The 23,991-nt window shown below is 60.5% G+C and carries 21 protein-coding genes and 2 tRNA genes; 8 read left to right on the top strand and 15 right to left on the bottom strand.

What is annotated here, in order from left to right; genetic code table 11:
• The first annotated feature begins 411 nt into the window (after positions 1-411).
• Positions 412-606: a hypothetical protein gene (locus FHK92_RS18170; protein ID WP_030139438.1), complete on the top strand. Its 195-nt coding sequence runs from the start codon at positions 412-414 to the stop codon at positions 604-606.
• Here FHK92_RS18170 and FHK92_RS18175 read toward each other — a convergent pair whose 3' ends face one another.
• Positions 607-1,029, bottom strand: a complete 423-nt coding sequence (locus FHK92_RS18175) for a quorum-sensing-regulated virulence factor family protein (RefSeq protein ID WP_181289260.1) — start codon at positions 1,027-1,029, stop codon at positions 607-609.
• Positions 1,030-1,212: 183 nt separating this feature from the next.
• Here FHK92_RS18175 and FHK92_RS18180 point away from each other — a divergent pair, with 183 nt between their 5' ends.
• The 3 genes from FHK92_RS18180 to FHK92_RS18190 all read left to right on the top strand — a co-directional run bounded on the left by FHK92_RS18180 (position 1,213) and on the right by FHK92_RS18190 (position 3,258).
• Positions 1,213-1,956: a tRNA-uridine aminocarboxypropyltransferase gene (locus tag FHK92_RS18180; protein WP_181289261.1), complete on the top strand. Its 744-nt coding sequence runs from the start codon at positions 1,213-1,215 to the stop codon at positions 1,954-1,956.
• A gap of 214 nt (positions 1,957-2,170) precedes the next feature.
• Entirely contained in the window at positions 2,171-2,824 is a 654-nt protein-coding gene (erdR, locus tag FHK92_RS18185) for a response regulator transcription factor ErdR (RefSeq protein ID WP_181289262.1), read from the top strand.
• 71 nt (positions 2,825-2,895) lie between these two features.
• Entirely contained in the window at positions 2,896-3,258 is a 363-nt protein-coding gene (locus FHK92_RS18190) for a diacylglycerol kinase (RefSeq protein WP_030139434.1), read from the top strand.
• 4 nt (positions 3,259-3,262) lie between these two features.
• Here the strand turns inward: FHK92_RS18190 and FHK92_RS18195 are convergent, their stop codons facing one another.
• The gene (locus FHK92_RS18195) at positions 3,263-4,189 is read right to left on the bottom strand and encodes a LysR family transcriptional regulator (RefSeq protein WP_181289263.1); all 927 of its coding nucleotides are present in this window, start codon (positions 4,187-4,189) and stop codon (positions 3,263-3,265) included.
• A gap of 122 nt (positions 4,190-4,311) precedes the next feature.
• Here FHK92_RS18195 and fpr point away from each other — a divergent pair, with 122 nt between their 5' ends.
• The gene (fpr, locus tag FHK92_RS18200) at positions 4,312-5,091 is read left to right on the top strand and encodes a ferredoxin-NADP reductase (RefSeq protein ID WP_003198368.1); all 780 of its coding nucleotides are present in this window, start codon (positions 4,312-4,314) and stop codon (positions 5,089-5,091) included.
• Positions 5,092-5,293: 202 nt separating this feature from the next.
• Here fpr and tsaA read toward each other — a convergent pair whose 3' ends face one another.
• The 5 genes from tsaA to rimO form a co-directional block, all read right to left on the bottom strand.
• The gene (gene tsaA / locus FHK92_RS18205; RefSeq protein WP_181289264.1) at positions 5,294-5,992 is read right to left on the bottom strand and encodes a tRNA (N6-threonylcarbamoyladenosine(37)-N6)-methyltransferase TrmO; all 699 of its coding nucleotides are present in this window, start codon (positions 5,990-5,992) and stop codon (positions 5,294-5,296) included.
• Positions 5,993-6,198: 206 nt separating this feature from the next.
• Complete coding sequence (locus tag FHK92_RS18210; protein ID WP_181289265.1) at positions 6,199-6,660, bottom strand: YehS family protein; 462 nt, start codon at positions 6,658-6,660, stop codon at positions 6,199-6,201.
• A 57-nt stretch (positions 6,661-6,717) separates the two neighbouring features.
• On the bottom strand, positions 6,718-7,428 hold the full coding sequence (locus FHK92_RS18215; RefSeq protein ID WP_181289266.1) for an rRNA pseudouridine synthase: 711 nt from the start codon (positions 7,426-7,428) through the stop codon (positions 6,718-6,720).
• 82 nt (positions 7,429-7,510) lie between these two features.
• A complete protein-coding gene (locus tag FHK92_RS18220) occupies positions 7,511-7,984 on the bottom strand; it encodes a GNAT family N-acetyltransferase (RefSeq protein WP_181289267.1) in 474 nt (157 codons plus the stop codon).
• A 251-nt stretch (positions 7,985-8,235) separates the two neighbouring features.
• Positions 8,236-9,576, bottom strand: coding sequence for a 30S ribosomal protein S12 methylthiotransferase RimO (rimO, locus tag FHK92_RS18225; protein WP_181289268.1), 1,341 nt, complete (start codon positions 9,574-9,576; stop codon positions 8,236-8,238).
• Positions 9,577-9,910: 334 nt separating this feature from the next.
• On the opposite strand from rimO, the gene FHK92_RS18230 reads away from it, so the two are divergent.
• The gene (locus FHK92_RS18230; RefSeq protein WP_375154615.1) at positions 9,911-11,752 is read left to right on the top strand and encodes a potassium transporter Kup; all 1,842 of its coding nucleotides are present in this window, start codon (positions 9,911-9,913) and stop codon (positions 11,750-11,752) included.
• Positions 11,753-11,949: 197 nt separating this feature from the next.
• Here FHK92_RS18230 and FHK92_RS18235 read toward each other — a convergent pair whose 3' ends face one another.
• The 4 genes from FHK92_RS18235 to FHK92_RS18250 all read right to left on the bottom strand — a co-directional run bounded on the left by FHK92_RS18235 (position 11,950) and on the right by FHK92_RS18250 (position 16,404).
• Entirely contained in the window at positions 11,950-13,239 is a 1,290-nt protein-coding gene (locus tag FHK92_RS18235) for a virulence factor family protein (protein WP_181289270.1), read from the bottom strand.
• A complete protein-coding gene (gene mprF, locus FHK92_RS18240) occupies positions 13,239-15,881 on the bottom strand; it encodes a bifunctional lysylphosphatidylglycerol flippase/synthetase MprF (protein ID WP_181289271.1) in 2,643 nt (880 codons plus the stop codon). Before mprF ends, FHK92_RS18235 begins: the two co-directional genes overlap by 1 nt.
• Before the next feature lie 150 nt (positions 15,882-16,031).
• A tRNA-Met gene (locus FHK92_RS18245) sits at positions 16,032-16,108 on the bottom strand.
• A 219-nt stretch (positions 16,109-16,327) separates the two neighbouring features.
• Positions 16,328-16,404: transfer RNA gene (locus FHK92_RS18250), tRNA-Met, on the bottom strand.
• 282 nt (positions 16,405-16,686) lie between these two features.
• Here FHK92_RS18250 and dinB point away from each other — a divergent pair.
• On the top strand, positions 16,687-17,748 hold the full coding sequence (dinB, locus tag FHK92_RS18255; RefSeq protein ID WP_181289272.1) for a DNA polymerase IV: 1,062 nt from the start codon (positions 16,687-16,689) through the stop codon (positions 17,746-17,748).
• 149 nt (positions 17,749-17,897) lie between these two features.
• On the opposite strand, the gene FHK92_RS18260 is transcribed toward dinB, so the two are convergent.
• The 4 genes from FHK92_RS18260 to FHK92_RS18275 form a co-directional block, all read right to left on the bottom strand.
• Entirely contained in the window at positions 17,898-18,851 is a 954-nt protein-coding gene (locus tag FHK92_RS18260) for a hypothetical protein (protein ID WP_181289273.1), read from the bottom strand.
• A gap of 17 nt (positions 18,852-18,868) precedes the next feature.
• Positions 18,869-20,584 (bottom strand): proline--tRNA ligase, encoded by a 1,716-nt coding sequence (locus tag FHK92_RS18265; protein ID WP_181289274.1) that lies wholly within the window; start codon positions 20,582-20,584, stop codon positions 18,869-18,871.
• A gap of 143 nt (positions 20,585-20,727) precedes the next feature.
• Positions 20,728-22,299: an AmpG family muropeptide MFS transporter gene (locus FHK92_RS18270; RefSeq protein WP_030139421.1), complete on the bottom strand. Its 1,572-nt coding sequence runs from the start codon at positions 22,297-22,299 to the stop codon at positions 20,728-20,730.
• A 44-nt stretch (positions 22,300-22,343) separates the two neighbouring features.
• Complete coding sequence (locus FHK92_RS18275) at positions 22,344-22,697, bottom strand: MGMT family protein (RefSeq protein ID WP_181289275.1); 354 nt, start codon at positions 22,695-22,697, stop codon at positions 22,344-22,346.
• 156 nt (positions 22,698-22,853) lie between these two features.
• Between FHK92_RS18275 and FHK92_RS18280 the strand changes: the two genes are divergently transcribed.
• Positions 22,854-23,861 carry a DUF481 domain-containing protein gene (locus tag FHK92_RS18280; protein ID WP_181289276.1) on the top strand — a complete coding sequence of 336 codons (1,008 nt, stop codon included), beginning with the start codon at positions 22,854-22,856 and terminating at the stop codon, positions 23,859-23,861.
• The last annotated feature ends 130 nt before the right edge of the window (positions 23,862-23,991 follow it).

The following is a 23,991-nucleotide window of genomic DNA, read 5'->3' on the forward strand; positions in this document are numbered from 1 at the left end:
CACCTCCTGTGCCGTTGTCAGTCCGGGCGTATGCCCGGGCGTTAACCTGGCTCGACGCAATTTGCAGCAAGGCGGCCAAGCGATCCAATGGGTCCTGCTGTTTCCCTTGGATGAAAAAACAATCATGCGTTACGTACTGGCGAGGGCAGCCTCTGTCTGCCCGCTATCAGGCGATACGTTGAATTTAGTCCGTTGCTGATCATGGCGCTCGAACATGAACGTTTGCAACTCCTCCCCGGTTGTCCTGGGGAATCAGAACTCACCTCGAATTTCGTACCGCTCGTCAGATCGCCGACTGGGTGCGTGCCGCTCTGATTTACTCAATAACAAGCGTGTCAATGCAATTCGACGTCCAGGGCTGGGCGTCCGCGCGATGGAGTGAGGCATTGGATGGGCAGGGAGGCGGGAGAGATGACCAGAGTGACTCTGGAGCTCGACAGGCAGTTGTACCTGACACTTTTGGAGGCGGCCCAAGCCAATCGGGTAAGCCTCGAGGAGGAGTGCTGCCGTCGATTGGAAGGTAGGGAGTGGCGCTCGCGCTATCTGCAAGCGTTGGTGGCGGAGCTGCGCGCCGACGAAGAGCAGCGGCGCGCGCGTACGGGCTGATTATTTCTTGGTCTTGGCCGCTTTCGGGCAGTCCGATTCCTGGAAGCGTTCGGTGGCGACCGGGCGGTTGGTCTTCACTTCAGTGAACTCGTAGCGCATGGTCGCGCCCTTGGCCATCAGCTTGCGGAATCCCGGATTGGTGCACACCGTGGAGCCCAGTTGGAAATAGACTGCCTTGGGATCTGCGCGCATTTTCTGGGCATGGCTGCTTTGCACGCTGAGGTGGTTGACCAGCTCGGTGCCTTCAACGGTATAACCCTGGTCGAGAATGTCTTCGTTGATCGCCCGCGGCGTACCGACGCTGCTTTCCTTGGCGACGTTCTGCAGCATCTTGTTCAGTTCGAGTTCTTTCAGCGACGCAGCCTGAGCGCTGATGGACGTCGCCAGTAGAACGGCAACGGTTGGGACGATAAGGCGCAGCATGAAACTCTCCTGGTTCAGTGACTGGTGGTTCGACCGGCCACGTGACTGTGCGTTCAGTGGCGGCGATTATAGGGGAGCCCGGGTGGACGGTACAGGCTTGCGCGCTCTGGTAGACTGCCGGCCTTCATTGTTCTGCCGAGTCCTGTTCGTGTCGAGTTCTCCTGTCTACGGGCACTGCCCGCGATGAACCATGCCCCTAACGCCGTAGCCCGCCTGCGCGACCAGCGTGTCGATGAAGGCATCAAGCCGATCCAGGCCCGGGGTTGGCGCGCTCCCCGCTGTGGCGCTTGCCGTGTCATCGAGAGTCATTGCCTGTGCGCCTGGCGCCCTAGCGTCGAGACCCGCTCCGGGGTCTGCCTGATCATGACCAATAAAGAAGTCTTCAAGCCAAGCAATACCGGTTGGCTGATTGCCGATGTGGTGCGCGAAAACCATGCGTTCATCTGGTCGCGCACCGACGTCGACAAGCAATTGCTCGCATTGCTGAACGACCCGCAATGGCAGCCATACCTGGTATTTCCAGGGGAGTATGTCGAACCGTCGCGGGTCACCCACACGGTCGAGCTCAACCCGGGCAAGCGTCCATTGTTCATCCTGCTGGACGCCACTTGGACGGAAGCGCGGAAAATGTTCCGCAAGAGTCCTTATTTCGATCAATTACCGATCTTGAGCCTGCTGCCCGATAAACTGTCGCGTTATCGCCTGCGGCGCTCGACGCGAAGTGAGCACTTATGCACCGCTGAAGTGGCGGCCCTGTGCCTGGAGCTGGCAGGGGACAGCGACGCCGCGTCGGCGCTGGATGCCTATTTCGATGTGTTCAGCCAACATTACCTGGGTGCCAAGCGCCAGCAGGAAGTGGACGTGTCGACCCCGGCCCATGCCGAATTGCAGCCCTTTGTCCGTGCCGGCCAAGCGGTATTGGCCTAATAGTGGCCCATACTGGACATAGCGGCGGCCGTGCTGCTTGACCACCCTGGCTTCGCTGGGCATGCTTGGCGCCGACCAGGGTGCGGCCAGAGTTTGAAACGCTGTGATTGGCGTTGAACGTGCCCCTGTGGATGCCGCTGTCGGCGGTGTCTTGAGTTGTTTGGCGAGGCGCGAATGCATCGGGCCTGCCATTAAAAACAGGATCATTTGAAAAATGGCCACATACGAAATCCTGATTGCCGATGACCATCCGCTCTTTCGCAGCGCGTTGCATCAGGCAGTGACCCTGGGCCTCGGCTCGGACGTCCGGTTGACGGAGGTGGCCAGCATTGCGGAACTGGAAACCCGATTGGCTGAGAAGGCTGACTGGGACCTGGTGCTGCTGGACTTGAACATGCCCGGTGCGTATGGCTTTTCCGGCCTGGTGCTGTTGCGTGGACAGTACCCACAAATTCCCGTGGTGATGGTCTCGGCCCAGGAAGAGGCCTCGGTGATGGTGAAGGCCCGGGAGTTTGGCGCCAGTGGATTCATTCCCAAATCCAGTTCCCTGGAAATGATTCAGCACGCAGTCAAGGCTGTCCTCAATGGCGACGTATCCTGGCCGCCGCAGGCATTCGAGGCGGTGAGCGTGTCCGAGGAAGCCAAGGCTGCCAGCGAAGGATTGGCCAGCCTGACACCGCAGCAGTTCCGGGTGCTTACCATGGTCTGCGAAGGCCTCCTGAACAAGCAGATTGCCTATGAGTTGAACGTCTCGGAGGCCACCATCAAGGCTCACGTCACGGCCATCTTTCGTAAACTCAACGTGCGGACGCGAACCCAGGCGGCGTTACTGCTGCAACAACTTGAGTCAATTTCCCCGCAATCGTAGGTTGTGAATTCACGCTTTTTTGACCGCGTTTGCATTAGCTTCCCCACTCCTTTCGACCAGTTGCCAATTCTATGTCTCCTTTTAAAGGCCAAACCGGCCTGAAACGCATCCTCAACGCTTCCGGCTATTCCTTGGACGGGCTGCGTGCAGCTTTTGTCGGCGAAGCCGCGTTCCGTCAACTGGTGCTGCTCAACGTTATCCTGATTCCGTTGTCGTTCTTCCTGAACGTCAGCCGCGTCGAGCAGGCATTGCTGGTCGCGGTATGCCTGCTGGCCTTGATCGTGGAGTTGCTCAACTCGGCGGTAGAGGCGGCGATTGACCGCATTTCCCTCGAACTGCACCCGTTGTCGAAAAACGCCAAGGACATGGGCAGCGCCGCCCAGCTTGTCGCCTTGACGATGATTGCCTTGGTCTGGGGCCTCGTGCTGCTCTGATAGCTCAGGCGATGGCCGGCAGGACGATCTCGTCGCTGCGTTGCACCCCAGCGGTGAATGCCCGGCACAGGTCGAGGAATTCACGCATGGCCGAGGTCTGGTATTTCTGCTTGTGCCAGATGAAGTAGAACTGCCGCGCCAGGTCCATGTCCGGGGTTTCCACTGCCACGAGGCTGCCGCGGCGGAATGCATCACGCAGGGCCAGCCGTGAGATGCAGCCAATCCCCAGGCCGGACTCCACGGCACGCTTGATCGCTTCAGTGTGTTCCAGCTCCAGGCGGATGTTCAGCGCGCTGCGGTGGTGGCGCATGGCCTGGTCGAAGGTCAGTCGGGTGCCGGAACCCTGTTCGCGCAGGATCCAGGCCTCGCGGGTCAATTCCTCCATCGTCGCCTGCCCACGCTTGGCCAACGGATGCTGGGGCGCGCAGAACACCACCAGTTCATCCTCGACCCAGCTCTGCACCTCGATGTCCGGATGACTGCAGTCGCCTTCGATTAGACCCAGATCAATTTCATAGTGGGCGACCTGGTGCACGATATTGGCAGTGTTTTGTACGTGCAGCTTTACCTGGCTTTCCGGGTGGCGTTGCATGAAGCCGCCGATCAGCAGCGTCGCCAGGTAGTTGCCAATGGTCAGCGTGGCGCCGACCGCCAGCGAGCCGAATCCAGACTTGCCGTTGAGCAAGTCTTCGATTTCCTTGGCCTGGTCGAGCAACGCCACGGCCTGGGGTAGCAACTGCTTGCCCAGGGCGTTGAGGCTCAGGCGCTTGCCGGCGCGATCGAACAATTGGCAGCTGGATTGGCGCTCCAATTCAGTGATGGAGGTGCTGGCGGCCGATTGCGACAGATTGAGCAGGCCCGCGGCACGGGACACGCTTTCCTGTTGGGCGACGGCGACGAAGACTTGTAGTTGACGTAGAGTAAATCGCATATCTATATAACCGATAACCCTTATCTTAATAATCCATTTAACAGATATTGTCGCCGCCATTAGAATGCGATGCAATTGCGCAGATTATCGGCGCAGGCATCATTTCCAGGAGTCCCCCGTACATGAGCAACATGAACCACGAGCGTGTCCTCAGTGTTCATCACTGGAACGACACTCTGTTCAGCTTCAAGTGCACCCGCGATCCGGGCCTGCGCTTCGAGAACGGTCAGTTCGTGATGATCGGCCTGCAACAGCCCAACGGCCGCCCGCTTATGCGCGCTTATTCGATTGCCAGCCCGAACTGGGAAGAGCATCTCGAATTCTTCAGCATCAAGGTTCCCGACGGTCCGCTGACTTCCCAGTTGCAGCACCTGAAGGAAGGCGACGAGATCATCATCAGCAAGAAGCCTACCGGCACGCTGGTGCTGGACGACCTCAAGCCAGGCAAGCATCTTTACCTGCTCAGCACCGGCACCGGCCTGGCGCCGTTCATGAGCGTCATCCAGGATCCGGAAACCTACGAGCGTTTCGAGAAGGTGATCCTGTGCCACGGCGTGCGTTACGTCAATGAAGTCGCCTACCGCGAGTTCATCACCGAGCACCTGCCACAGAACGAGTTCTTCGGCGAAGCGCTGCGTGAAAAGCTGATCTACTACCCGACGGTGACCCGCGAGCCATTCGAGAACGAAGGCCGCCTGACCGACCTGATGCGCAGCGGCAAATTGTTCCGCGATATCGGTCTGCCGCCGATCAATCCACAGGACGACCGCGCGATGCTGTGCGGCAGCCCGAGCATGCTCGACGAAACCAGCGAAGTGCTCAACAGCTTCGGCCTGACCGTTTCGCCGCGTATGCGCGAGCCGGGTGATTACCTGATCGAGCGGGCGTTTGTAGAGAAATAAGCTGAAATTGTGGTGGCTGATAGATCGCCATCGCGAGCAAGCTCGCTCCCACATTCGATTTGCAGTGACCACAAGAGTCGTGGCACACATATCCCAGCGTGGGAGCGAGCTTGCTCGCGATGGCAGCGACTCGGTCCAACTGAAAGACAGAAAAGCCCGCGCCGCCTGACGAAGGCCGCGCGGGCTTTTTCGTTTCCGGCGATTACTCCTTCGCTGGGATCACTTCCAACACCCGAATTACCCCCGCCTCCGGATAATGCCAACGCACATCCAAGTCCCAGAACTGCGCACCATATTCCCGTTCGGCTGTAGGAATTTGGTACGCCGGGCGTGGGTCCTGGGCCAGGCACTGATCAATCAGCTCCACCAAGGGCTCTTCCAGGCGCATGGCATGTTCGCGGGCCTGGATCAGGGCTGCCTCAGACCATTGCACCGGAATCAACTCAGGCGCGGCACTGGCGATGCTGTTGGAGGCCGAGTCGATGATGTCCGCATAGGGCACGTAGGGCTTGATGTCGAGCACCGGTGTGCCATCCAGCAGATCGATACCCGAGATCCACAGGCGTCCAGCTTCGACCCGTTCCAGCTTCACCACTGACTGGCCGATGCCGTTCGGGCGGTGTGTCGCGCGTGTGGCGAAAACCCCCATGGATTTGTTGCCCCCCAGGCGTGGCGGGCGGACTTTCAACCGTGGCTTGTCTTCCAGCGCCTGGTGGAACAGGAACAGCAACCAGACATGGCTGACTTGTTCCAGACCCTGCACCGCCTCACCCTGGTCGAACGGCGCCACCAGTTCCAGCACACCGCGCGCGGCCGGGGCCAGTTGCGGTTGGCGGGGGATGGCGAACTTCTCCTTGAAGCAGGAGCGGACGAAGCCAATGGGGGAGACGCTGTAGGTCATGGGCTGGGATCGACGCAGGATTAAATGGGCATCATAGCGCGGGCGGCAGGTCTTGCCCTTGGTGGCGGAGGCTTTTGTGGCGAGGGAGCTTGCTCCCGCTGGACGCGTAGCGTCCCCTCGCGGTGTGTCAGGCAAAACCAGAGGGCCGCTTCGCAGCCCAGCGGGAGCAAGCTCCCTCGCCACAGAGTCTTTGGAGACCGAGATAGTCAGCCGCGAACGCGCAGCGTCAGGCCCTTGAGGAAGTTGCGCAGCAACTGGTCGCCGCACGGGCGATAGTTGGTGTGGCCGAATTTGCGAAACAACGCGCTCAGTTCCGGCTTGGACACCGGGAATTCGGCGGCCTTGAGGATGGCGTGCATGTCGTCTTCCTTCAGCTCGAACGCCACGCGCAGTTTTTTCAGGATGATGTTGTTGGTCACCGGCACTTCGATCGGCTGCGGTGGACGGCTTTCGTCCTTGCCACGCTTGAAAACCACCAGGCCATCGAGGAAATGCGCCATGACCAGGTCCGGGCAAAACACGAAGCCTTCTTCCTCATCCTTCTTGAGATAGCCGGTGAGGTCCGCCAGGGACACTTCCAGCCCGCCCAGTTTGATGATCTCGATGACTTTCTTGTCGTTGATGTCGAGCATGTAGCGCACGCTGCGCAGTACGTCGTTGTGAATCATGTATGCAATCCTGATGAATCGGCAGTGGGCGCCCCGGTTCGGTGTGGCGCCGGAAAATTAGAATTTTTCTTTGGCAGACAGGTAGCGCCACTGGCCCAGGGGCACCTTGCCGATGGACACGCCGCCGATGCGGATGCGGCGGATGGCGACGACCTTCAGGCCGACCGCCTGGCAAAACAGCGCGATCACGCCAGGTTGCGGGTTCTTCATGGCGAAGCGCAGGCGGTTTTCGTTCTGCCAGCTGGCCTTGACCGCCGGCAATTCCTTGCCTTTGTAGGTCAGCCCGTGATTCAGGCGATTGAGGCCATGGGCGACCATCTCGCCTTCGACTTCCACTACGTATTCCTGCTCGATCTTCGCTGCGTCGGCGGTCAGCTTGCGCAAGATCTTCCAGTCCTGGGTAAATACCAGCAACCCGCTGGCGTTGGCCTGCAGGTCGGCGCTGGCGGTCAGGCGCAGAAAATGGCCCTTGAGCGGGCGCTTGCCGAAGCGATGCTCTTCGCTCAAGGTCTGTGGCCCAAGGGTTGCCATGGCCGTGTCGACATCCATGCCTGCCGGGACGTTCAACAGCAACGTCACGGGCTCCGGCGCGGTGGCCTTGGCCTCGGGATCGAGTTCGACCTTTTCGGTGGTGACCTTGAACTGCGGCTCATCGATCACTTCGCCGTCCACGGTGACCCAGCCGCCCTCGATGAACAGCTCCGCTTCTCGACGGGAACAGCCGACGAGTTCGATGAGGCGCTTGGAGAGACGTATCGGGTCAGTCATGACGGGGCCGTAACAAAAAGAGGGTGGGCATTGTACCTGTGTGGCGCCGGTTAATCGCGGGTCCATTTGCCTCATGCCGTTTTTAGCCGCGTCCTGCCTTAAGGTCAGGTTGTTTGTAGCGCATGTGCAGGAGCGGGTAGGGCTGGTCCATTCCATCCCGTGCCGAACGGCCCACCACTTCGAACCCTTGCTTGAGGTAGAAGCCCAGGGCCTGCGGGTTCTGCTCATTGACGTCCAACTGGTCGGCGTTCAAGTTTTCCATGGCGTAGCGCAGCAACTGTTTACCCAGGCCCTGGCCACGATGTTGCGGGTCGATGAACAGCATTTCAATCTTGCCAGCCGCCACGCCCGCAAAACCGGTGATGCGTTGACGATTGTCGCGAGTGCAGATGAGCATCACCGCGTCCAGATAACGGGTGAGCACGAGGTTTTTCAGCAGCTCGATGTAGCTGTCCGGCAAAAAGTCATGGGTGGCCCGTACCGAGGCCTCCCAGACCTGGGTCAATTCCTGGTAGTCGCTCGGTTTCGGTGTGTGGATGACCGAATGCTGGCGCATGTCCGCCTGTTCCTTGTGGTGTTAATTTCCCGTCTGCATACGATAGCCGTAAAAAAGCCCTGCTTCTTGTTACAGAGCAGGGCTTCATAAAATTTTTTCGTGAGACGGCGAATGGCTTGCAAACAATCCGTGGCGAGGGAGCTTGCTCCCGCTCGATTGCGTAGCAATCGCAAAGATGGGCCTACTTCGTAGCCCAGCGGGAGCAAGCTCCCTCGCCACAAAAGTCTACCCGGCCTGAGTCCAGGCCTGGATCAACCGATCTGTTCAGCCCACAAATCATACTCATCGGCGTCGGTGACCTTGCACCAGACCTTGTCGCCCGGCTTGAGGTTGCTGCCGTTGTCGATGAACACGTTGCCGTCGATTTCCGGGGCGTCGAAGAAGCAGCGGCCCACAGCGCCTTGTTCGTCGACTTCGTCCACCAGCACTTCGATTTCACGGCCGATGCGCATCTGCAGGCGTGCCGAGCTGATGGCCTGTTGGTGCGCCATGAAGCGCTCCCAACGGTCCTGCTTGACCTCATCCGGCACCACGTCCAGGTTCAGGTCATTGGCGGGTGCGCCTTCGACGGGCGAGTATTGGAAGCAGCCGACGCGGTCGAGCTGGGCTTCGGTCAGCCAGTCCAACAGGTATTGGAAATCTTCTTCGGTTTCGCCCGGGAAGCCGACGATGAAGGTCGAGCGGATGATCAGGTCCGGGCAGATTTCGCGCCAGTTCTTGATGCGCGCCAGGGTCTTGTCTTCGAAGGCCGGACGTTTCATGGCCTTGAGGACTTTCGGGCTGGCGTGCTGGAACGGAATGTCCAGGTACGGCAGGATCTTGCCGGCGGCCATCAGTGGGATCAGCTCGTCGACGTGTGGGTACGGGTAGACGTAGTGCAAGCGGACCCAGACGCCGAGGGTGCTGAGGGCTTCGCACAGCTCGGTCATGCGGGTTTTCACCGGCGCGCCGTTCCAGAAACCGGTGCGGTACTTGACGTCGACACCGTAGGCGCTGGTGTCCTGGGAGATGACCAGCAGCTCCTTGACGCCGGCCTTGACCAAGCGCTGGGCCTCGTCGAGCACATCGCCCACCGGGCGGCTGACCAGTTTGCCGCGCATCGACGGGATGATGCAGAAGCTGCAGCTATGGTTGCAGCCTTCGGAAATCTTCAGGTAGGCGTAGTGACGCGGCGTCAGCTTGATGCCTTGAGGCGGCACCAGATCGATCAGCGGGTTGTGGTCCTGGCGCGGCGGCACCACTTCGTGCACGGCGTTGACCACTTGCTCGTACTGCTGCGGTCCGGTCACCGACAACACGCTCGGGTGCACGTTGCGGATGTTGCCTTCTTCCACGCCCATGCAGCCGGTCACGATGACCTTGCCGTTTTCCTTGATGGCCTCGCCGATCACTTCAAGGGATTCGGCCTTGGCCGAGTCGATGAAGCCGCAGGTGTTGACCACTACCACGTCGGCGTCCTGGTAGGTGGACACGACGTCATAACCTTCCATGCGCAGTTGGGTCAGGATGCGCTCGGAGTCGACCAGAGCCTTCGGGCAACCCAGGGATACGAAGCCAACCTTTGGATTGGCTGGCGCGGTAGTGGTGGACATGTCTAACCTCGGTGTAGGGGGATCGTCTCTTGCCGAGACAGGGCGCCTGACGCGCCTCTGATCAAAAAGTGCGCAATTCTATCCGTGGTCGACGCACTTGACCAGCTTTATACCGGGAAATGCGACGAGTGCTGCGCTATGCTTCGCGCCTTTGCCTTCTGGCTATTGCTACAGTCAACAAAACGTCTGTAACAAAGCGTAAAACAGCGCATGCTGCGCCACAAAGTGTACGGCTTCTCTAATAGAAGACAGGTCTGGAAATCAGGAGTGTTGGATGGGTCATGCAAGTAGTCAGGCGGTGGGTGCCGAGCATTCGGCAGCGAAACCGCTGAGCATGCTGGTCGCAGCGGTCGGGGTGGTTTATGGCGACATCGGCACGAGCCCGTTGTACACCCTGAAGGAAGTGTTTTCCGGTGGTTACGGTGTACCGGTCAACCACGACGGGGTGCTGGGGATTCTCTCACTGATCTTCTGGTCGTTGCTCTGGGTCGTTTCGCTCAAGTACATGATGTTTGTCCTGCGCGCCGACAACCAGGGCGAGGGCGGCATCATGGCGCTCACCGCCCTGGCGCGGCGGGCGGCGGCGGGAAGGGCGCGGTTACGTATGTTGCTGGTGGTCTGCGGCCTGATCGGCGCGGCGCTGTTCTACGGCGACAGCATGATTACCCCGGCGATCTCGGTGCTGTCGGCCATCGAAGGCCTCGGCCTTGCGTTCGACGGCATCGATCATTGGGTGGTGCCGCTGTCCTTGGTGGTGCTGGTGGCCCTGTTCCTGATCCAGCGCCACGGCACCGCGCGCATCGGCATTCTGTTCGGCCCGATCATGGTGACTTGGTTCCTGGTGCTGGCCGCCCTGGGCGTGTATGGCATCAGCCAGCATCCGGAAGTGCTGCAGGCGGTCAATCCCGCGTGGGCCGTGCGGTTCTTCGTCGTGCATCCGGGAATGGGCGTGTCGATCCTTGGTGCGGTGGTGTTGGCGTTGACAGGCGCCGAAGCGCTCTACGCCGACATGGGCCACTTCGGTCGCAAGCCGATTGCCCGCGCCTGGTTCCTCCTGGTGCTGCCGGGCTTGATGCTCAACTATTTCGGCCAGGGCGCCTTGCTGCTCGGCGATCCGGAAGCGGCGCGCAACCCGTTCTATCTGCTGGCGCCGAGTTGGGCTTTGCTGCCGCTGGTGGGCTTGTCGACGCTGGCCACGGTGATTGCCTCCCAGGCAGTGATCTCCGGCGCGTTCTCGCTGACACGCCAGGCGATCCAACTCGGTTACATCCCGCGCATGTACATCCAGCACACCTCCAGCGCCGAACAGGGCCAGATCTACATCGGTGCTGTGAACTGGTCGCTGATGGTCGGCGTGGTGTTGCTGGTACTCGGCTTCGAGTCCTCCGGTGCGCTGGCTTCGGCCTATGGCGTGGCGGTAACCGGTACGATGCTGATGACCACGATTCTGGTTTCGGCCGTGATACTGCTGTTGTGGAAGTGGCCACCGCTGCTGGCGGTCCCGGTTCTGGTTGGTTTCCTGTTGGTGGACGGGCTGTATTTCGCCGCCAACGTACCGAAAATCATCCAGGGCGGCGCATTCCCTGTCATCGCCGGTATTGCCTTGTTTGTGCTGATGACCACTTGGAAGCGCGGCAAGCAGTTGCTGGTTGAGCGTCTCGACGAAGGCGCGTTGCCGCTGCCGATCTTCATCAGCAGCATCCGCGTGCAACCGCCCCATCGGGTCAAGGGGACTGCGGTATTCCTGACCGCGCGTTCGGACGCCGTACCTCATGCACTGCTGCACAATCTGTTGCACAACCAGGTGCTGCATGAACAAGTGGTGTTGCTGACGGTGGTGTACGAAGACATTCCCCGCGTACCGCTGCAGCGGCGTTTCGAGGTCGATGCCTACGGGGACGGATTCTTCCGGGTGATCCTGCACTTCGGCTTCACCGACGAACCGGACGTGCCCCAGGCGCTCAAGCTCTGCCACTTGGATGACCTGGATTTCAGTCCGATGCGCACCACGTACTTCCTCAGCCGCGAGACCGTGATCGCCTCCAAGCTCGAAGGTATGGCGCGCTGGCGCGAGTCGCTGTTCGCCTTCATGCTGAAGAATGCCAACGGTAATTTGCGGTTCTTCAACCTGCCGTTGAACCGGGTGATCGAGTTGGGGACGCAGGTGGAGATGTAGGCCCGTAACAAGGCCATGGCAAGGCGGATTCCTTGTAGGAGCGAGCCTGCTCGCGAAAGCGTCGGATCAGCGGGCCCTCGATGCTGGATGTGCCACCGCCTTCGCGAGCAGGCTCGCTCCCACAGAGGGCACCAAGCGGCCAACAAAAAGCCCCTGCACCGTGAGGTTGCAGGGGCTTTTTGTCATGTGGGCCTCGGTTATTGCTCGGCAGGCTTGCTCTGCCGCTTGTTGATCTCATCGATCAATCGCTTGGCCAGGGCCGGGTAGTTTTCGTCGAAGTGGTGGCCGCCCGGCAGTTTGATCGCCTCACCCACGGCGGTCTTGTCGGTGCAGCCACTTTCGTCGGCTTCTTCACCGCCATAGATGCACACCACTTTCTCGGCGGGCAGCTTGGCCATTTCCGGTCCGGTGGCGGCTTCGGTGCCAGCGTTGCCGAGCCAGCCTTCAACTTCGATCTCGAAGCTGCCGGTGCGGGCGAAGGCGAGCAGGATAATTGCATCGACCCGTTGCTGTTCGGTGGCTGGCAGGCGATTGTAAATCGCCGGCAGCACATCGGCGCCGAAGGAGTAGCCGGTCAGGATGAAGCGCTTGGTGCCCCAGATCTGCCGGTAGTGCTGCATCAGTTCGGTCAGGTCGGCCGCGCTTTGTTCGGGGCTCTTGTGCTGCCAGTAGTAGCGCAGGGTGTCGATGCCGACCACCGGATAACCGATCTTGGCCATTTCATCGGCCACGTCGCGGTCCAGGTCGCGCCAGCCGCCGTCACCGGAAAGGAACAGCGTCACGGTATCGCGCGTTTGGCTGGCAGGTACTTCCACCACCGGGATGCTCAAGCCACCCTTGCCCTTTTCCGTACCGACCAGAATCTTGCGCAACTCGTTGTTCAGCACCTGCGGCAGGTTGATGTCGTAGTCGCTGATGCTGGTTTCGGCGTTGTGCTGGTCCCGCACGAAACCGGCGCTGGTGTCGTCGGGGTTGTCGTTCCAAGCCACCAGCCAGCGACCGTGGGCGGCGCTTTTTGGCAGCAGGTGCGTGCAGCCAGGTTTTTCCAGGGCCAGGTCCACCGAAACAGCCTGGGCCTTGTCGTCCTTCTGTTCCGCCAACCAACGCCAGGCCAGCACGGCGCCAGGGCCGATGCCGCTGACCAGCGTGGCCGGCCCATGAAGCTGTCTCAGGCCGGCCTGCAAGGCGCGGCCTTGCAACATGCAGTCCTTGGGCAGGATCACCTGGACGATCTCTGCCGAACCGCTGCGGCTGAGGGTCGTCAGTTGGGTGTCGCTGAGCTTCTGGTCTTCATTGACCGTCACCAGCACATGGGCGCGCGACTTGGTGCCAGGAATGACTCGGGTCATCGCCACGCCGTCGGCGGGCTCCAATTGCTCCAGGGTCGGTTGCGGGGCAGGGCGGTTCCAGTACCAGTAACCGCCACCAAGAATCACCGCCAGCACCAGCACGCTGGTTACCAGGTATCGCCAAAACCGTTGCGTCATCAGCGTTTCACCAATCCAGTCAGGCCGCCTGCAATCAGGGCGGCGGTATCGGCCAGCGCGACCAGCGGATCGAGTCCGGCGGGCACGGCCATGTAACGAGGTTCCCAGTCAGGCTGGAATTTGTCTTTGAAGCGGCGCAGTCCCTGGAAATTGTAGAGCTGCTCGCCACGGCGAAACACCATCGAACCCAGGCGTTGGGTCAGCGGTGCGCCACGACGCGGTTGCAGGCCCGAGAGCGGGACCATGCCGAGGCTGAAGCGGGCGTAGTCATGGTTTTTATAATGCTGTATCAGGCCGACCATCATGAATTCCATGGTCAGTTTCGGCGCTTCGGGGTGAGCGCGCATCAAGTCGAGGCTGGCCAGTTCATGGCTGTGGGTTTCCAGCAGGTTGGCGAACGCGACGGGCTTGCCCTCGAAACGAATCACCGCGATGCGGAAATGCTTGAGGTAGTCGTCGCTGAAGCGGCCCAGGGAAAACCCTTTTTCCCGTACGTTCTTGCCGGTCAGCCAGGCATCGGAAATGACCTTGAGCTCATCCATCGGCGCCTGCCCCGGCTCGTGGATCTCCAGCGACAGGCCATCCCGGGTGCCGCGGTTCCAGGTGTAACGCAGGTCCTTCATCTCCTTGCCCTTGGCCTCGAGGTCGAAACGCTTGAGGTTGACCCGCGCTTCTTCACCCAGCTTGATCGCGGTCAGGCCGATGTCCATGTAGTACGGCAGGTTTTCGGCTCGCACCTGATAGAACACCGGGCGGGCATGGTGGATGTCACAAAGATCGCGGAACTGCCAGATCATTTCCGCCCGTTGCTGGGTCGGTCCGATCGGATCATACAGTGCCACCAGGCTGCGGCCACGACGCGCGTACATCAGGAACGCTTCGTCGTTAGGGTGAAACAGCAGTGCTTTGTCACCGGTCAGCGCCAACCCGCCGTCCGGTTGCGAGGACGCCATGAGGATGGTCTTGGCACGCTCGAGCTCTTCCGCCGTGGGTTGATGGATCACGGGCCGCGCCGTGCGCAGCAGCCAAGTCAGGGAAACCACTACCAGCAGGACGGCGGCGCCCAACAACGAGCGCAGGCCTCGGGGGGCGTCGGCATCGAGGGTGAACTGCCACCACAGTTGGTGGCTGTAGGGCACGTCCTGATAGGCAAACAGCAGCAGCCAGATCGATGCGCCCAGCACGCAAAGGCTGGCAATAAGGAACAAAGGCGAAAACGGCAGTTCGGTCAGGCGACTCGGGCGATAGAAAGAGCGCCGGAACACCGCCAGCAAGGCCGCGGTCAGGGTCAGCAGCGTGGCTTCTTCCCAGTCAAAGCCCTTGAGCAGCGAGAGCAGGGCGCCCACCAGCAGCAAAACGGTGGTCAGCATCCAGGCGGCGGACAAGCGTCGGCGCAGGCCTTGGGCCAGCAACAGGCAGAGCACGCCCACCAGGCTCGCGCCAAAGTGCGAGGCGTCCACCAGTCGATGAGGAATCAGGAAGCCGATGTGCTCCAGGCGTGTGTCGATCTCGGGCGTTACTCCGGAAAACAGCAGCACCACGCCAGACAGGAAGACCAGTACGGCCAGGATCGGCGCGGCAAAACCTGACGCCGCCCGCAGGGTCTGGCGCGTCTGGAACAGCCGTTGCGCCTCGTTGATCAGCAGCAGCACGCAAGCCACCAGCATCGGCAGCAGCACGTAGATCAAGCGATACAGCAACAGGGCGGCGGCAAGCGGTGCGGCGCCCAGCTTATCGGCAAACGCGGCCAGCAGGATCGCTTCGAATACTCCGACGCCACCCGGCACATGGCTGAGTACCCCGGCGGCCAGCGCGAGCAGATACACCAGCAGGAACGGACCAAACGGTGGCGCTTCCGGCAACAGTAGGTAAAGCACTGTGGCGGCTGCGGCGACATCCAGCGCCGTAATGACCAGTTGCAGGAATGTCAGGCGCCGGCCCGGCAGGCGCAGCGTACGGCGACCGGCCTTGACGAGCAGGCTGTCCCGGTAGGGTTGCTCGGGCAACCGACGACGATAGATGCCAACGGCCAGCACGCTGGTGAGCAACAGAACCGCCACGGCGATCGACCCCAACAAGACTGCGGGAAGGTGCAATGCAGCAGACGCGGCGGGTAGGTTGCTCAAAGTTGCCAGCGCGGCCAAGGGGGGCAACGCGCAGCCCAGGGACAGGCTGGCGAATAAGGTCATATGGGCGACGTCGGCGGCCCCCAGGCCGTGACGTGCGTACAGGCGATAGCGAACCGAGCCGCCCGACAACAATGAGAGACCGATGGCGTTGCCGATGGCAAACGCAGTGAAACCGCCGAGGACCATGGTTTGAGGCGGCAGCGTTACGCCCGCATAGCGGGTGGCGGACCATTCATAACCCAGCAGAATCACGAAGCCGGCGACAGTGGCGGCAACAGCACCGAGTAGCGCCGGCCTCGGCACGTCCAGGATCGAGTCATGCAATGCGTAAAGATCGAGCTCGCTCAGGAGGTGGCGACAGGCGATCAACGCGATCGCAAACAGCAGCAGCGTGATGGCGAGACCGATAGGTTGGCGGTACTGGCTGATCCGGTCCAGCCAACGCAGTTGCCCGGCTTTGATCGGTTGTGTCGCAGTAACGGGGTCTTGCGGGTCAGACGAGTGGGCGCGCATCAATCACCTCTTGAGCTATGCGCGACAGGATGGGGGTATCCAGCCAAGTTACCAATCCCTGCGGCGGAAAATAATTACAAAATATTTGTAATGCAGCTTTTTCGATAGACACAAAAAAGGCCACTCTTTCGAGCAGCCTTTCTTGATATTTGGTTGCGGGAGCCGGATTTGAACCGACGACCTTCGGGTTATGAGCCCGACGAGCTACCAGACTGCTCCATCCCGCGTCTGTGTGGCGGCATTCTACAGGCGAACGCCAGAGTGTCAACCGTTAATAAGGCAAAGGGGCAAATAAACGGTCGGTTCGCCTAAATACGCGAAAACAAAAAGAAAATTGTCCTACAACTCCACGGCGCGTGGCGGCGATGGGCCGCGAGCTCCATCGGTTGGTGTAAAACTGGCGCGCACAAAAAAGGCCACTCTTTCGAGTAGCCTTTCTTGATGTTTGGTTGCGGGAGCCGGATTTGAACCGACGACCTTCGGGTTATGAGCCCGACGAGCTACCAGACTGCTCCATCCCGCGTCTGTGTGGCGGCATTCTACAGAGGATTGGCTGGCTGTCAACCTCTTATCCGGAAAAACCTGTTCCGCTTCAAGCGGTTAGCCTTCAGAAATACAAGATGGCAGGGCTGTGACGCAGGCCTGGCAAGGGTTTCTGCTCTATCGCCAGGTTGGTTGCGATTAAGTAAATGTATATATGTAGGCATTTTCGAGTTCCGTTGAAGGATCTTTCAAACTACTGGTGCTATATACAGGTTCGAGTGAGATACTGGCGCTCCGATTCGTCCCATGTGCCGCTTCTTTTATGACGCAACGCAAAATCATCCACGTCGACTGCGACTGCTTCTACGCCGCTATCGAAATGCGCGATGATCCGCGGCTGGCCGGCAAGCCCCTGGCGGTTGGCGGTTCGGCGGACCGGCGAGGGGTGATCGCGACTTGCAACTACGAAGCGCGGGCCTACGGCGTGCGTTCGGCCATGTCTTCCGGTCATGCCCTGAAACTCTGTCCTGACCTGACCATCGTCAAGCCGAGGATGGAGGCGTACCGGGAAGCATCGAAGGAAATCCACACAATCTTCAGCGATTACACCGATCTGATCGAGCCGCTGTCCCTGGACGAGGCTTACCTGGACGTTTCCACCAGCGCGCATTTTGGCGGCAGCGCCACGCGTATCGCCCAAGACATCCGTCGACGTGTGTCCAACCAACTGCACATCACCGTCTCCGCAGGCGTCGCGCCGAACAAATTTCTCGCGAAGATCGCCAGCGACTGGAAGAAACCCAACGGTTTGTTCGTCATTACCCCTGACCAGGTGGAGGATTTCGTCTCGGCGCTACCAGTGAGCAAGCTCCACGGCGTTGGGAAGGTCACCGCCGATAAGCTGAACAGGCTAGGTATCGTTGATTGCCAGCATCTGCGCCAGTGGGAAAAGTTGGCGTTGGTGCGCGAATTCGGCAGTTTCGGCGAGCGACTCTGGAGTCTTGCCCGTGGGATCGACGAGCGCCTGGTGCAGAACGACAGCCGGCGACAGTCCATAAGCGTGGAAAATACCTACGACGTTGACCTGCCTGACTTGAAAAGCTGTCTCGACAAACTGCCGGAGTTGATGCAGACCCTTAGCGGGCGCATGGCGCGGATCGACAGCAGTTACCGGCCGGGCAAGCCGTTCGTGAAGGTGAAATTCCACGATTTCACCCAGACCACCCTGGAACAGGCCGGGGCAGGGCGGGACCTGGGGAGTTATCAGCTGCTATTGACCCAGGCATTCAACCGGGGCGGCAAGCCGGTACGGTTATTGGGGATTGGGGTACGGTTGGAAGATTTGCGGGGCGGGTATGAGCAGTTGGAGTTGTTCGAGCGTTGAGCGCTCGTTGTGGCGAGGGGATTTAGCGAAACGTCGCACCGCCCCGCTGGCCGCGTAGCGGCCCCTTGCAGTGTGTCAGGCAAAATCAAGGGGGGCGCTACGCGCCCCAACGGGGATAAATCCCCTCGCCAGAGGGGAGTATCCAGGAGTCAGTTGGCGCCAGGATCCGCCACCAACCGCCCGCCATCCTTGGTCAACGCTTTCATGAACTCGGTTTGCAGCTCCGGATCGTTGCGGGTCAGTTCGATCAGGCTTTGTTCGAGCTCGCTGGCTTCTTCTTCAAGTCCCAGCTCCGACAGGCGTTTGACCCGATGAACCCACTGGCTCACTTCGTCGTCTTCCAAATCGTCGTAGATCAGCCCATGGGCTTCCACCAGCTTGCTGCGCAGCGTGCTGCTGATGCTCAGGGATGAGTCGGTGTGCACCTCGTCCTGGGCGTCGGTCACGCTGATCTGCAATTTCCCGAATTGGCTCAGGTCGTGCTCGGCGAAGGGGCTTTCCAGCAGGTTCAAGCGCAACACGCCGTTACGGTCGGTGGTCATTTCGAAAGTCTGGCGAGCGGCTTTCACTTCCACCGGGCGCTCGCTCCAGGGCAGGCTCGAGTGTTCCGTGCGCTTGTCACGCTGGACTTCGTCGATACCGGCCAGGTTCTGTTGCGCCCGGCCGTTGGAAGGTACGTTCATGAACGGGTTCAGCCCGGCGAAACCGTAGCTGATCCAGTCGCGCGTCGCGGAATCCGGGAGGCTGCCCAAGGCGAACACGTTGACCACGTTCGCGCCGACGCCGGCGACCACCGCCACCGCGCCCAGCGGGATCTCGTAGATCTCCCGCCAAGGCTGGTAGGGCGTGTAGCGATCATAGTGCCGGGTAACTTCGAATTCGGTGACTTCGAAAGTCTTCTGCTCATTGATCCGGACTCGACGCTGCGGCAGATCGAGCACCTTGGGTTCGCCCACATCGATCTGCAGGCTGTGGTCGAGCAGCTTGCGCTCGATCCGTTCTTCGTGCTCGTTGCGTTGCGACATCTGGTTGGCGCAGCCGCTGACCAGCAGGGCGCCGCACAGTGCGGCGCCCCCGAGGCCTAAGGTGTTTCGCTTGAACATGACGTCTCTATCTGGTCTCAGCGGCGGATACGGGCCTGGAGGAAGGACAGCACGTCGGCGACCGGCAGCGCTTGCGGCTCGGCCTCGGTACGGCTCTTGTATTCCAGGTTGCCTTCGGCCAGGCCACGGTCACTGACCACGATCCGGTGCGGGATACCGATCAGCTCCATGTCGGCGAACTTGATGCCGGGGCTGGTTTTCTTGTCGCGATCGTCCAGCAGCACTTCGAAGCCGGCGGCCGTCAATTCGGCGTAGAGCTTGTCGGTGGCTTCGCGAACCTGTTCGGTTTCATAGCGCAGCGGCACCAGGGCGATCTGGAACGGCGCAAGTGTGTCGCTCCAGATGATCCCGTTCTCGTCGTTGTTCTGTTCGATGGCGGCGGCTACCACGCGGGATACGCCAATGCCGTAGCAGCCCATTTGCAGGGTGACTGGCTTGCCGTTCTCGCCCAGCACTTCGCATTTCATCGCCTTGCTGTACTTGTCGCCCAGCTGGAAGATGTGACCGACTTCGATGCCCCGCTTGATTTCCAGGGTGCCCTTGCCGTCCGGGCTTGGATCGCCGGCCACGACGTTGCGCAGGTCTGCGACGGTTGGGATCGGCAGGTCGCGCTCCCAGTTCACGCCGAAGTAGTGCTTGTCATCAATGTTCGCGCCAATGGCGAAGTCGCTCATCAACTCCACCGAGCGGTCGATGATGATCGGCAATGGCAGGTTTAACGGGCCGAGGGAACCGGCGCCGGCGCCGATGGCGTCGCGCAGCTCGGCATCGGTGGCCATGACCAGCGGGCTGGCGACGCCAGGCTGGTTGGCGGCCTTGATTTCATTCAGCTCATGGTCGCCACGGATGATCAGGGCAATCAGCTTGCCTTCTTCTTCCGCGCGCACGATCAGCGTCTTGATGGTGCGCTCGATGGGCAGGTTGTAGCCTTCCACCAACTGGGCGATGGTCTTGGTGTTCGGCGTGTCCACCAGGCGCAATTCTTCGGCCGGCGCGGCGCGGGAGGTTTCCCGTGGCACGGCTTCGGCTTTCTCGATGTTCGCGGCGTAGTCGGAGCCGTTGCTGAAGACAATGTCGTCTTCGCCGGATTCGGCCAGGACATGGAATTCATGGGAGCCGGCACCGCCGATAGAGCCGTTGTCAGCTTCTACAGGGCGGAACTTCAGGCCCAGGCGGGTGAACACGTTGCAGTACGCCTGGTGCATGCGGTCGTAAGTGACCTGCAGCGAGGCCAGGTCGGCGTGGAACGAGTAGGAGTCCTTCATGATGAACTCGCGACCGCGCATCAGGCCGAAGCGCGGGCGGATCTCGTCGCGGAACTTGGTCTGGATCTGGTACAGGTTGATCGGCAACTGCTTGTAGCTGCTCAACTCGTTGCGCATCAGGTCGGTGATCACTTCTTCGTGAGTCGGGCCTGCACAGAAGTCGCGACCGTGACGGTCTTTGATGCGCAGCAGCTCGGGGCCGTATTCTTCCCAGCGCCCCGATTCCTGCCACAGTTCGGCCGGTTGGGTGCTCGGCATCAGAACTTCCAGAGAGCCGGCGGCGTCCATCTCTTCACGAACGATGGCTTCGACCTTACGCATCACCCGCAAGCCCATCGGCAGCCAGGTGTACAGGCCGGAGGCGAGTTTGCGGATCATGCCGGCACGCAACATCAGCTGATGGCTGATCACGACGGCGTCGGAAGGCGTTTCTTTCTGTGTGGCGAGCAAAAATTGACTGGTGCGCATGGTTGGCCGTTGTCGGTTGCTGATGACGAGAAGTGACGCAGCATTGTACGGGCGAGATGCCCTGGCGTACAGGCGCGTGGCCTGTTGCCGGATCCAGGCGCCGGTTTCTTCGGCGCCTGTTGAACTTTCCTACGACTTTTGGCCTACGACTCTTGGGCGGGCCGGGTTGGCGTTGATTCCGGTTCCGACTCCGATTCCGGCGTCGGGCCTTGGCGGCTATTCTCCTGATACCAGTGCAGCGCGATCAGGAGCAGGGTCGGCACGCCGAGCAGGGCGGTGATCAGGAAGAAATCGTGATAACCGAATTTCTCTACCATCACCCCTGAGTAGCCGCCAATCAGGCGTGGCAGCAGCAGCATGATCGAGCTGAGCAGCGCGTATTGGGTGGCCGAGAATTTCAGGTTGGTCAGGCTCGACAGGTAGGCGACGAATGCCGAGGTGGCCAGGCCGGAGCTGAAGTTGTCCAGGGAAATCGTGACAATCAGCATCTTCAGGTTCGGGCCCATGTCGGTGAGCATCAGGAACAGGATGTTGGTGGCGGCCGAGGAAACGCCGCCGATGAACAGGATCGGCAGGATCCCGAAACGCACGATCAGCAGGCCGCCCATGCCGGCGCCGACCAGCGTCATGATCAGCCCGAAGATCTTGCTGACGCTGGCGATCTGGTCCTTGGTAAAGCCTTGGTCGATGTAGAACACATTGGCCATTACGCCCATGACCGTGTCGGACATCCGGTAGGTGGCGATCAGTCCCAGCAGCAAGAGTGCCTGCCAGCGGTAGCGCAGGATGAAGTCGTTGACGGGCGTCAGCACCGGCGCCAGGCCTCGGCGCCCCATGGACGACAGGCACAGGGCGGTGAGAAGGATATAGAGGATCGCCCGCAGGAACGCGCGATCTTCGAGCAGCAGGTCGAGCAGGCTGACGCCTTCGAACAATACGCTGGCGAAGTCGGTGTTGTAGAGCTGGGTGAACATCGCCGGGACCGACACCAATAGCACGATCAGCACGAAGACCGAAGCCAGTTGGTGAACGAAGGTATAGCGCCCGGCCTGCAACTGCGTGCGCAGCGGCACGGGTGGCTCGCGCATCAATAATGACGTCAGCAAGGCTGGCACCATCAACACGCCAAACAACAGGTACGTACCGGCCCAGGCCGAATGTTTGTAGCTGAACCCGGTGGAGCCGAACCCTTCGGCGAAGAACAGCGCGCCGGCCGTGGCGAGCAGCGCGGCGACCCGATAGCCAGACATGTAGCTGGCGGCCAACGCAGCCTGGCGGGTGTCTTCGACGATTTCCAATCGATAGGCATCGACGGCAATGTCCTGCGTGGCCGATGCAAAGGCGACTATGACGGCAATCGCGATCAGCCAGGACAGGTGTTTTTGCGGGTCACAGAAGCTCATCCCGACCAGGCCAAGGATCACCAGGCCTTGGGAAAGCACCAGCCATGAACGACGGCGCCCCAATTTGCCCAGCAATGGCAGGCGCCATTGGTCGAGCAGTGGCGACCACACCCATTTGAAGGCATAGGCCAGGCCAATCAGGCTCGCATAACCGATGGTTTCGCGGGCCACGCCGGCCTCGCGCAACCAGACTGAGAGCGTGGAAAACACCAGCATGTACGGCAAGCCGGCGGCGAAGCCAAGCAGCAACAGCACGAGCGTCGAAGGACTGGCATAGGCGGCGAGGGCGGCGCGCCAGGTTTTACGGGGCATGGGCTGGAGTCTGCCTCAAAAATTGCGAAAACAAAGCGCGCACTCTAACCGCTGTGCTCTACCGGACGCCAGCCATGGCGCTGAATATCAACACGATTGTTCAGGATACTGACGCCTTCCATTCGCAAGCGCGCACGTTGCTCATCCCCCGAGGCGCTGCCCGCCGGCAGGCTGATCCGACCGCCAGCCGCCAACACGCGGTGCCAGGGCAGCTTGGTGTCGTTCGGCAATTGGCTGAGAGTACGTCCGACCCAGCGTGCCGCGCGGCCAAGGCCGGCCATATCGGCAAGCTGACCATAAGTGACGACTTTGCCTTCCGGTACCTGCGCCAGGGTCAGGTAAAGCGTGGTTCGTCGGACTTGGGCTGGATTTTCGGGGTCCGCTGGGGCGTCAGTCACGGGGTTGTTCCTGGAAATAGGTCCGTCTGTAGATTAATTCCTACAGATCGGGTTGATAAGTGAACTCATCATCGGTACGCGGGTCAGTCGTTCCTGAGGTGTCATCCTGGGGGATAATGCCGCCTTTTCACCGAAAACTTGAGCCCATTATCGCTTATGTTGTCCAGAACCCTGCTGTGCCTAGCTGTTACGAGCGCCTCCATGCCATTGCTTGCCGATACCGTCTGGTTGAAGAACGGCGACAAGCTCAGCGGCAAGATTACCGTTTTCGATGGCGGCAAATTGTTGATCCAGACTGACTACGCCGGCGCGGTCCCTATCGACTGGAAACAGGTCAAGACGCTTGAAAGTGACCAGCAATTATTGGTCAAGCAGGATGCTTATTCCGGCGAGAAGGCCAAGTCGCTGCACGCCGCCGACGATGGCAAGGTCATCCTGGCCAACGGCGAAGCGCCGAAGACCGTTGAGCTGGCAAGTATCCAGCAGATCCTCAAGCCCAAGCCGGTGGTCGAAGATCTGGTCTGGAAAGGTAATATCGACGCCGCGCTGGATTACCAGCGAGCGGAAAACGATACCGATGATTACGACATCGACTTCAAGACCTCGGCGCGTCACGGCAGATGGCGGCACACCGCTGAAGGCGAATACAACCGTGAATTCCAGGACGATGTGGTTTCGACCGACAACTGGCGCCTGGAATATTCCCTCGACCGGTTCATCACCGACAAATGGTTCTGGCAAGGCCGCCTCAATTACAAGCGCGACAAAGTCGAAGACCTGGCGCGCCAGCGCGTAGTAGGCACCGGTCCGGGCTATCAGTTCTGGGACGATGAATTGGGGGCGTTCTCGCTGGGGTCGCTGCTCAACCGCACCGATTACGAGTACCGCGACGGCAGCAAGGACAACTTCTATTCCGTCGCGATGAAGTGGGATTACAACCGCTACCTGATCGGCAAGCGCGTCGAGTTCTTCACCAATGGCGAAGTGGGCAAGCCGCTGTCCGATGTCGCCGACTATGCCTACGACGCCGAGGTCGGGCTGCGCTACAAAGTGACCGACTGGGCGTCGCTCAACCTCAAGGCCGAGAAGGACGTGATCGAAGGGACTGACGACAGCGACCTGAGCAAGACGCGCTACACGGCTGGGTTTGGCGTGACTTGGTAATCCCAGGTCAACCACCAATTCCCTGTGGGAGCGAGCTTGCTCGCGATAGCGTTGGATCAGCAACATCAACGTTGACTGACAGATCGCTATCGCGAGCAAGCTCGCTCCCACAGTTTTTTTTTGTGCCTGA

It is taken from the genome of Pseudomonas brassicacearum subsp. neoaurantiaca (genome assembly GCF_013608025.1).
Taxonomy (GTDB): domain Bacteria; phylum Pseudomonadota; class Gammaproteobacteria; order Pseudomonadales; family Pseudomonadaceae; genus Aquipseudomonas.

Excerpts from the sequence above, each read along its gene's own strand:
- FHK92_RS18170 (WP_030139438.1), top strand. The coding sequence starts at position 412 with ATGACCAGAGTGACTCTGGAGCTCGACAGGCAGTTGTACCTGACACTT.
- FHK92_RS18175 (WP_181289260.1), bottom strand. The coding sequence starts at position 1,029 with ATGCTGCGCCTTATCGTCCCAACCGTTGCCGTTCTACTGGCGACGTCC.
- FHK92_RS18180 (WP_181289261.1), top strand. The coding sequence starts at position 1,213 with ATGAACCATGCCCCTAACGCCGTAGCCCGCCTGCGCGACCAGCGTGTC.
- erdR (WP_181289262.1), top strand. The coding sequence starts at position 2,171 with ATGGCCACATACGAAATCCTGATTGCCGATGACCATCCGCTCTTTCGC.
- FHK92_RS18190 (WP_030139434.1), top strand. The coding sequence starts at position 2,896 with ATGTCTCCTTTTAAAGGCCAAACCGGCCTGAAACGCATCCTCAACGCT.
- FHK92_RS18195 (WP_181289263.1), bottom strand. The coding sequence starts at position 4,189 with ATGCGATTTACTCTACGTCAACTACAAGTCTTCGTCGCCGTCGCCCAA.
- fpr (WP_003198368.1), top strand. The coding sequence starts at position 4,312 with ATGAGCAACATGAACCACGAGCGTGTCCTCAGTGTTCATCACTGGAAC.
- tsaA (WP_181289264.1), bottom strand. The coding sequence starts at position 5,992 with ATGACCTACAGCGTCTCCCCCATTGGCTTCGTCCGCTCCTGCTTCAAG.
- FHK92_RS18210 (WP_181289265.1), bottom strand. The coding sequence starts at position 6,660 with ATGATTCACAACGACGTACTGCGCAGCGTGCGCTACATGCTCGACATC.
- FHK92_RS18215 (WP_181289266.1), bottom strand. The coding sequence starts at position 7,428 with ATGACTGACCCGATACGTCTCTCCAAGCGCCTCATCGAACTCGTCGGC.
- FHK92_RS18220 (WP_181289267.1), bottom strand. The coding sequence starts at position 7,984 with ATGCGCCAGCATTCGGTCATCCACACACCGAAACCGAGCGACTACCAG.
- rimO (WP_181289268.1), bottom strand. The coding sequence starts at position 9,576 with ATGTCCACCACTACCGCGCCAGCCAATCCAAAGGTTGGCTTCGTATCC.
- FHK92_RS18230 (WP_375154615.1), top strand. The coding sequence starts at position 9,911 with ATGCTGGTCGCAGCGGTCGGGGTGGTTTATGGCGACATCGGCACGAGC.
- FHK92_RS18235 (WP_181289270.1), bottom strand. The coding sequence starts at position 13,239 with ATGACGCAACGGTTTTGGCGATACCTGGTAACCAGCGTGCTGGTGCTG.
- mprF (WP_181289271.1), bottom strand. The coding sequence starts at position 15,881 with ATGCGCGCCCACTCGTCTGACCCGCAAGACCCCGTTACTGCGACACAA.
- dinB (WP_181289272.1), top strand. The coding sequence starts at position 16,687 with ATGACGCAACGCAAAATCATCCACGTCGACTGCGACTGCTTCTACGCC.
- FHK92_RS18260 (WP_181289273.1), bottom strand. The coding sequence starts at position 18,851 with ATGTTCAAGCGAAACACCTTAGGCCTCGGGGGCGCCGCACTGTGCGGC.
- FHK92_RS18265 (WP_181289274.1), bottom strand. The coding sequence starts at position 20,584 with ATGCGCACCAGTCAATTTTTGCTCGCCACACAGAAAGAAACGCCTTCC.
- FHK92_RS18270 (WP_030139421.1), bottom strand. The coding sequence starts at position 22,299 with ATGCCCCGTAAAACCTGGCGCGCCGCCCTCGCCGCCTATGCCAGTCCT.
- FHK92_RS18280 (WP_181289276.1), top strand. The coding sequence starts at position 22,854 with ATGTTGTCCAGAACCCTGCTGTGCCTAGCTGTTACGAGCGCCTCCATG.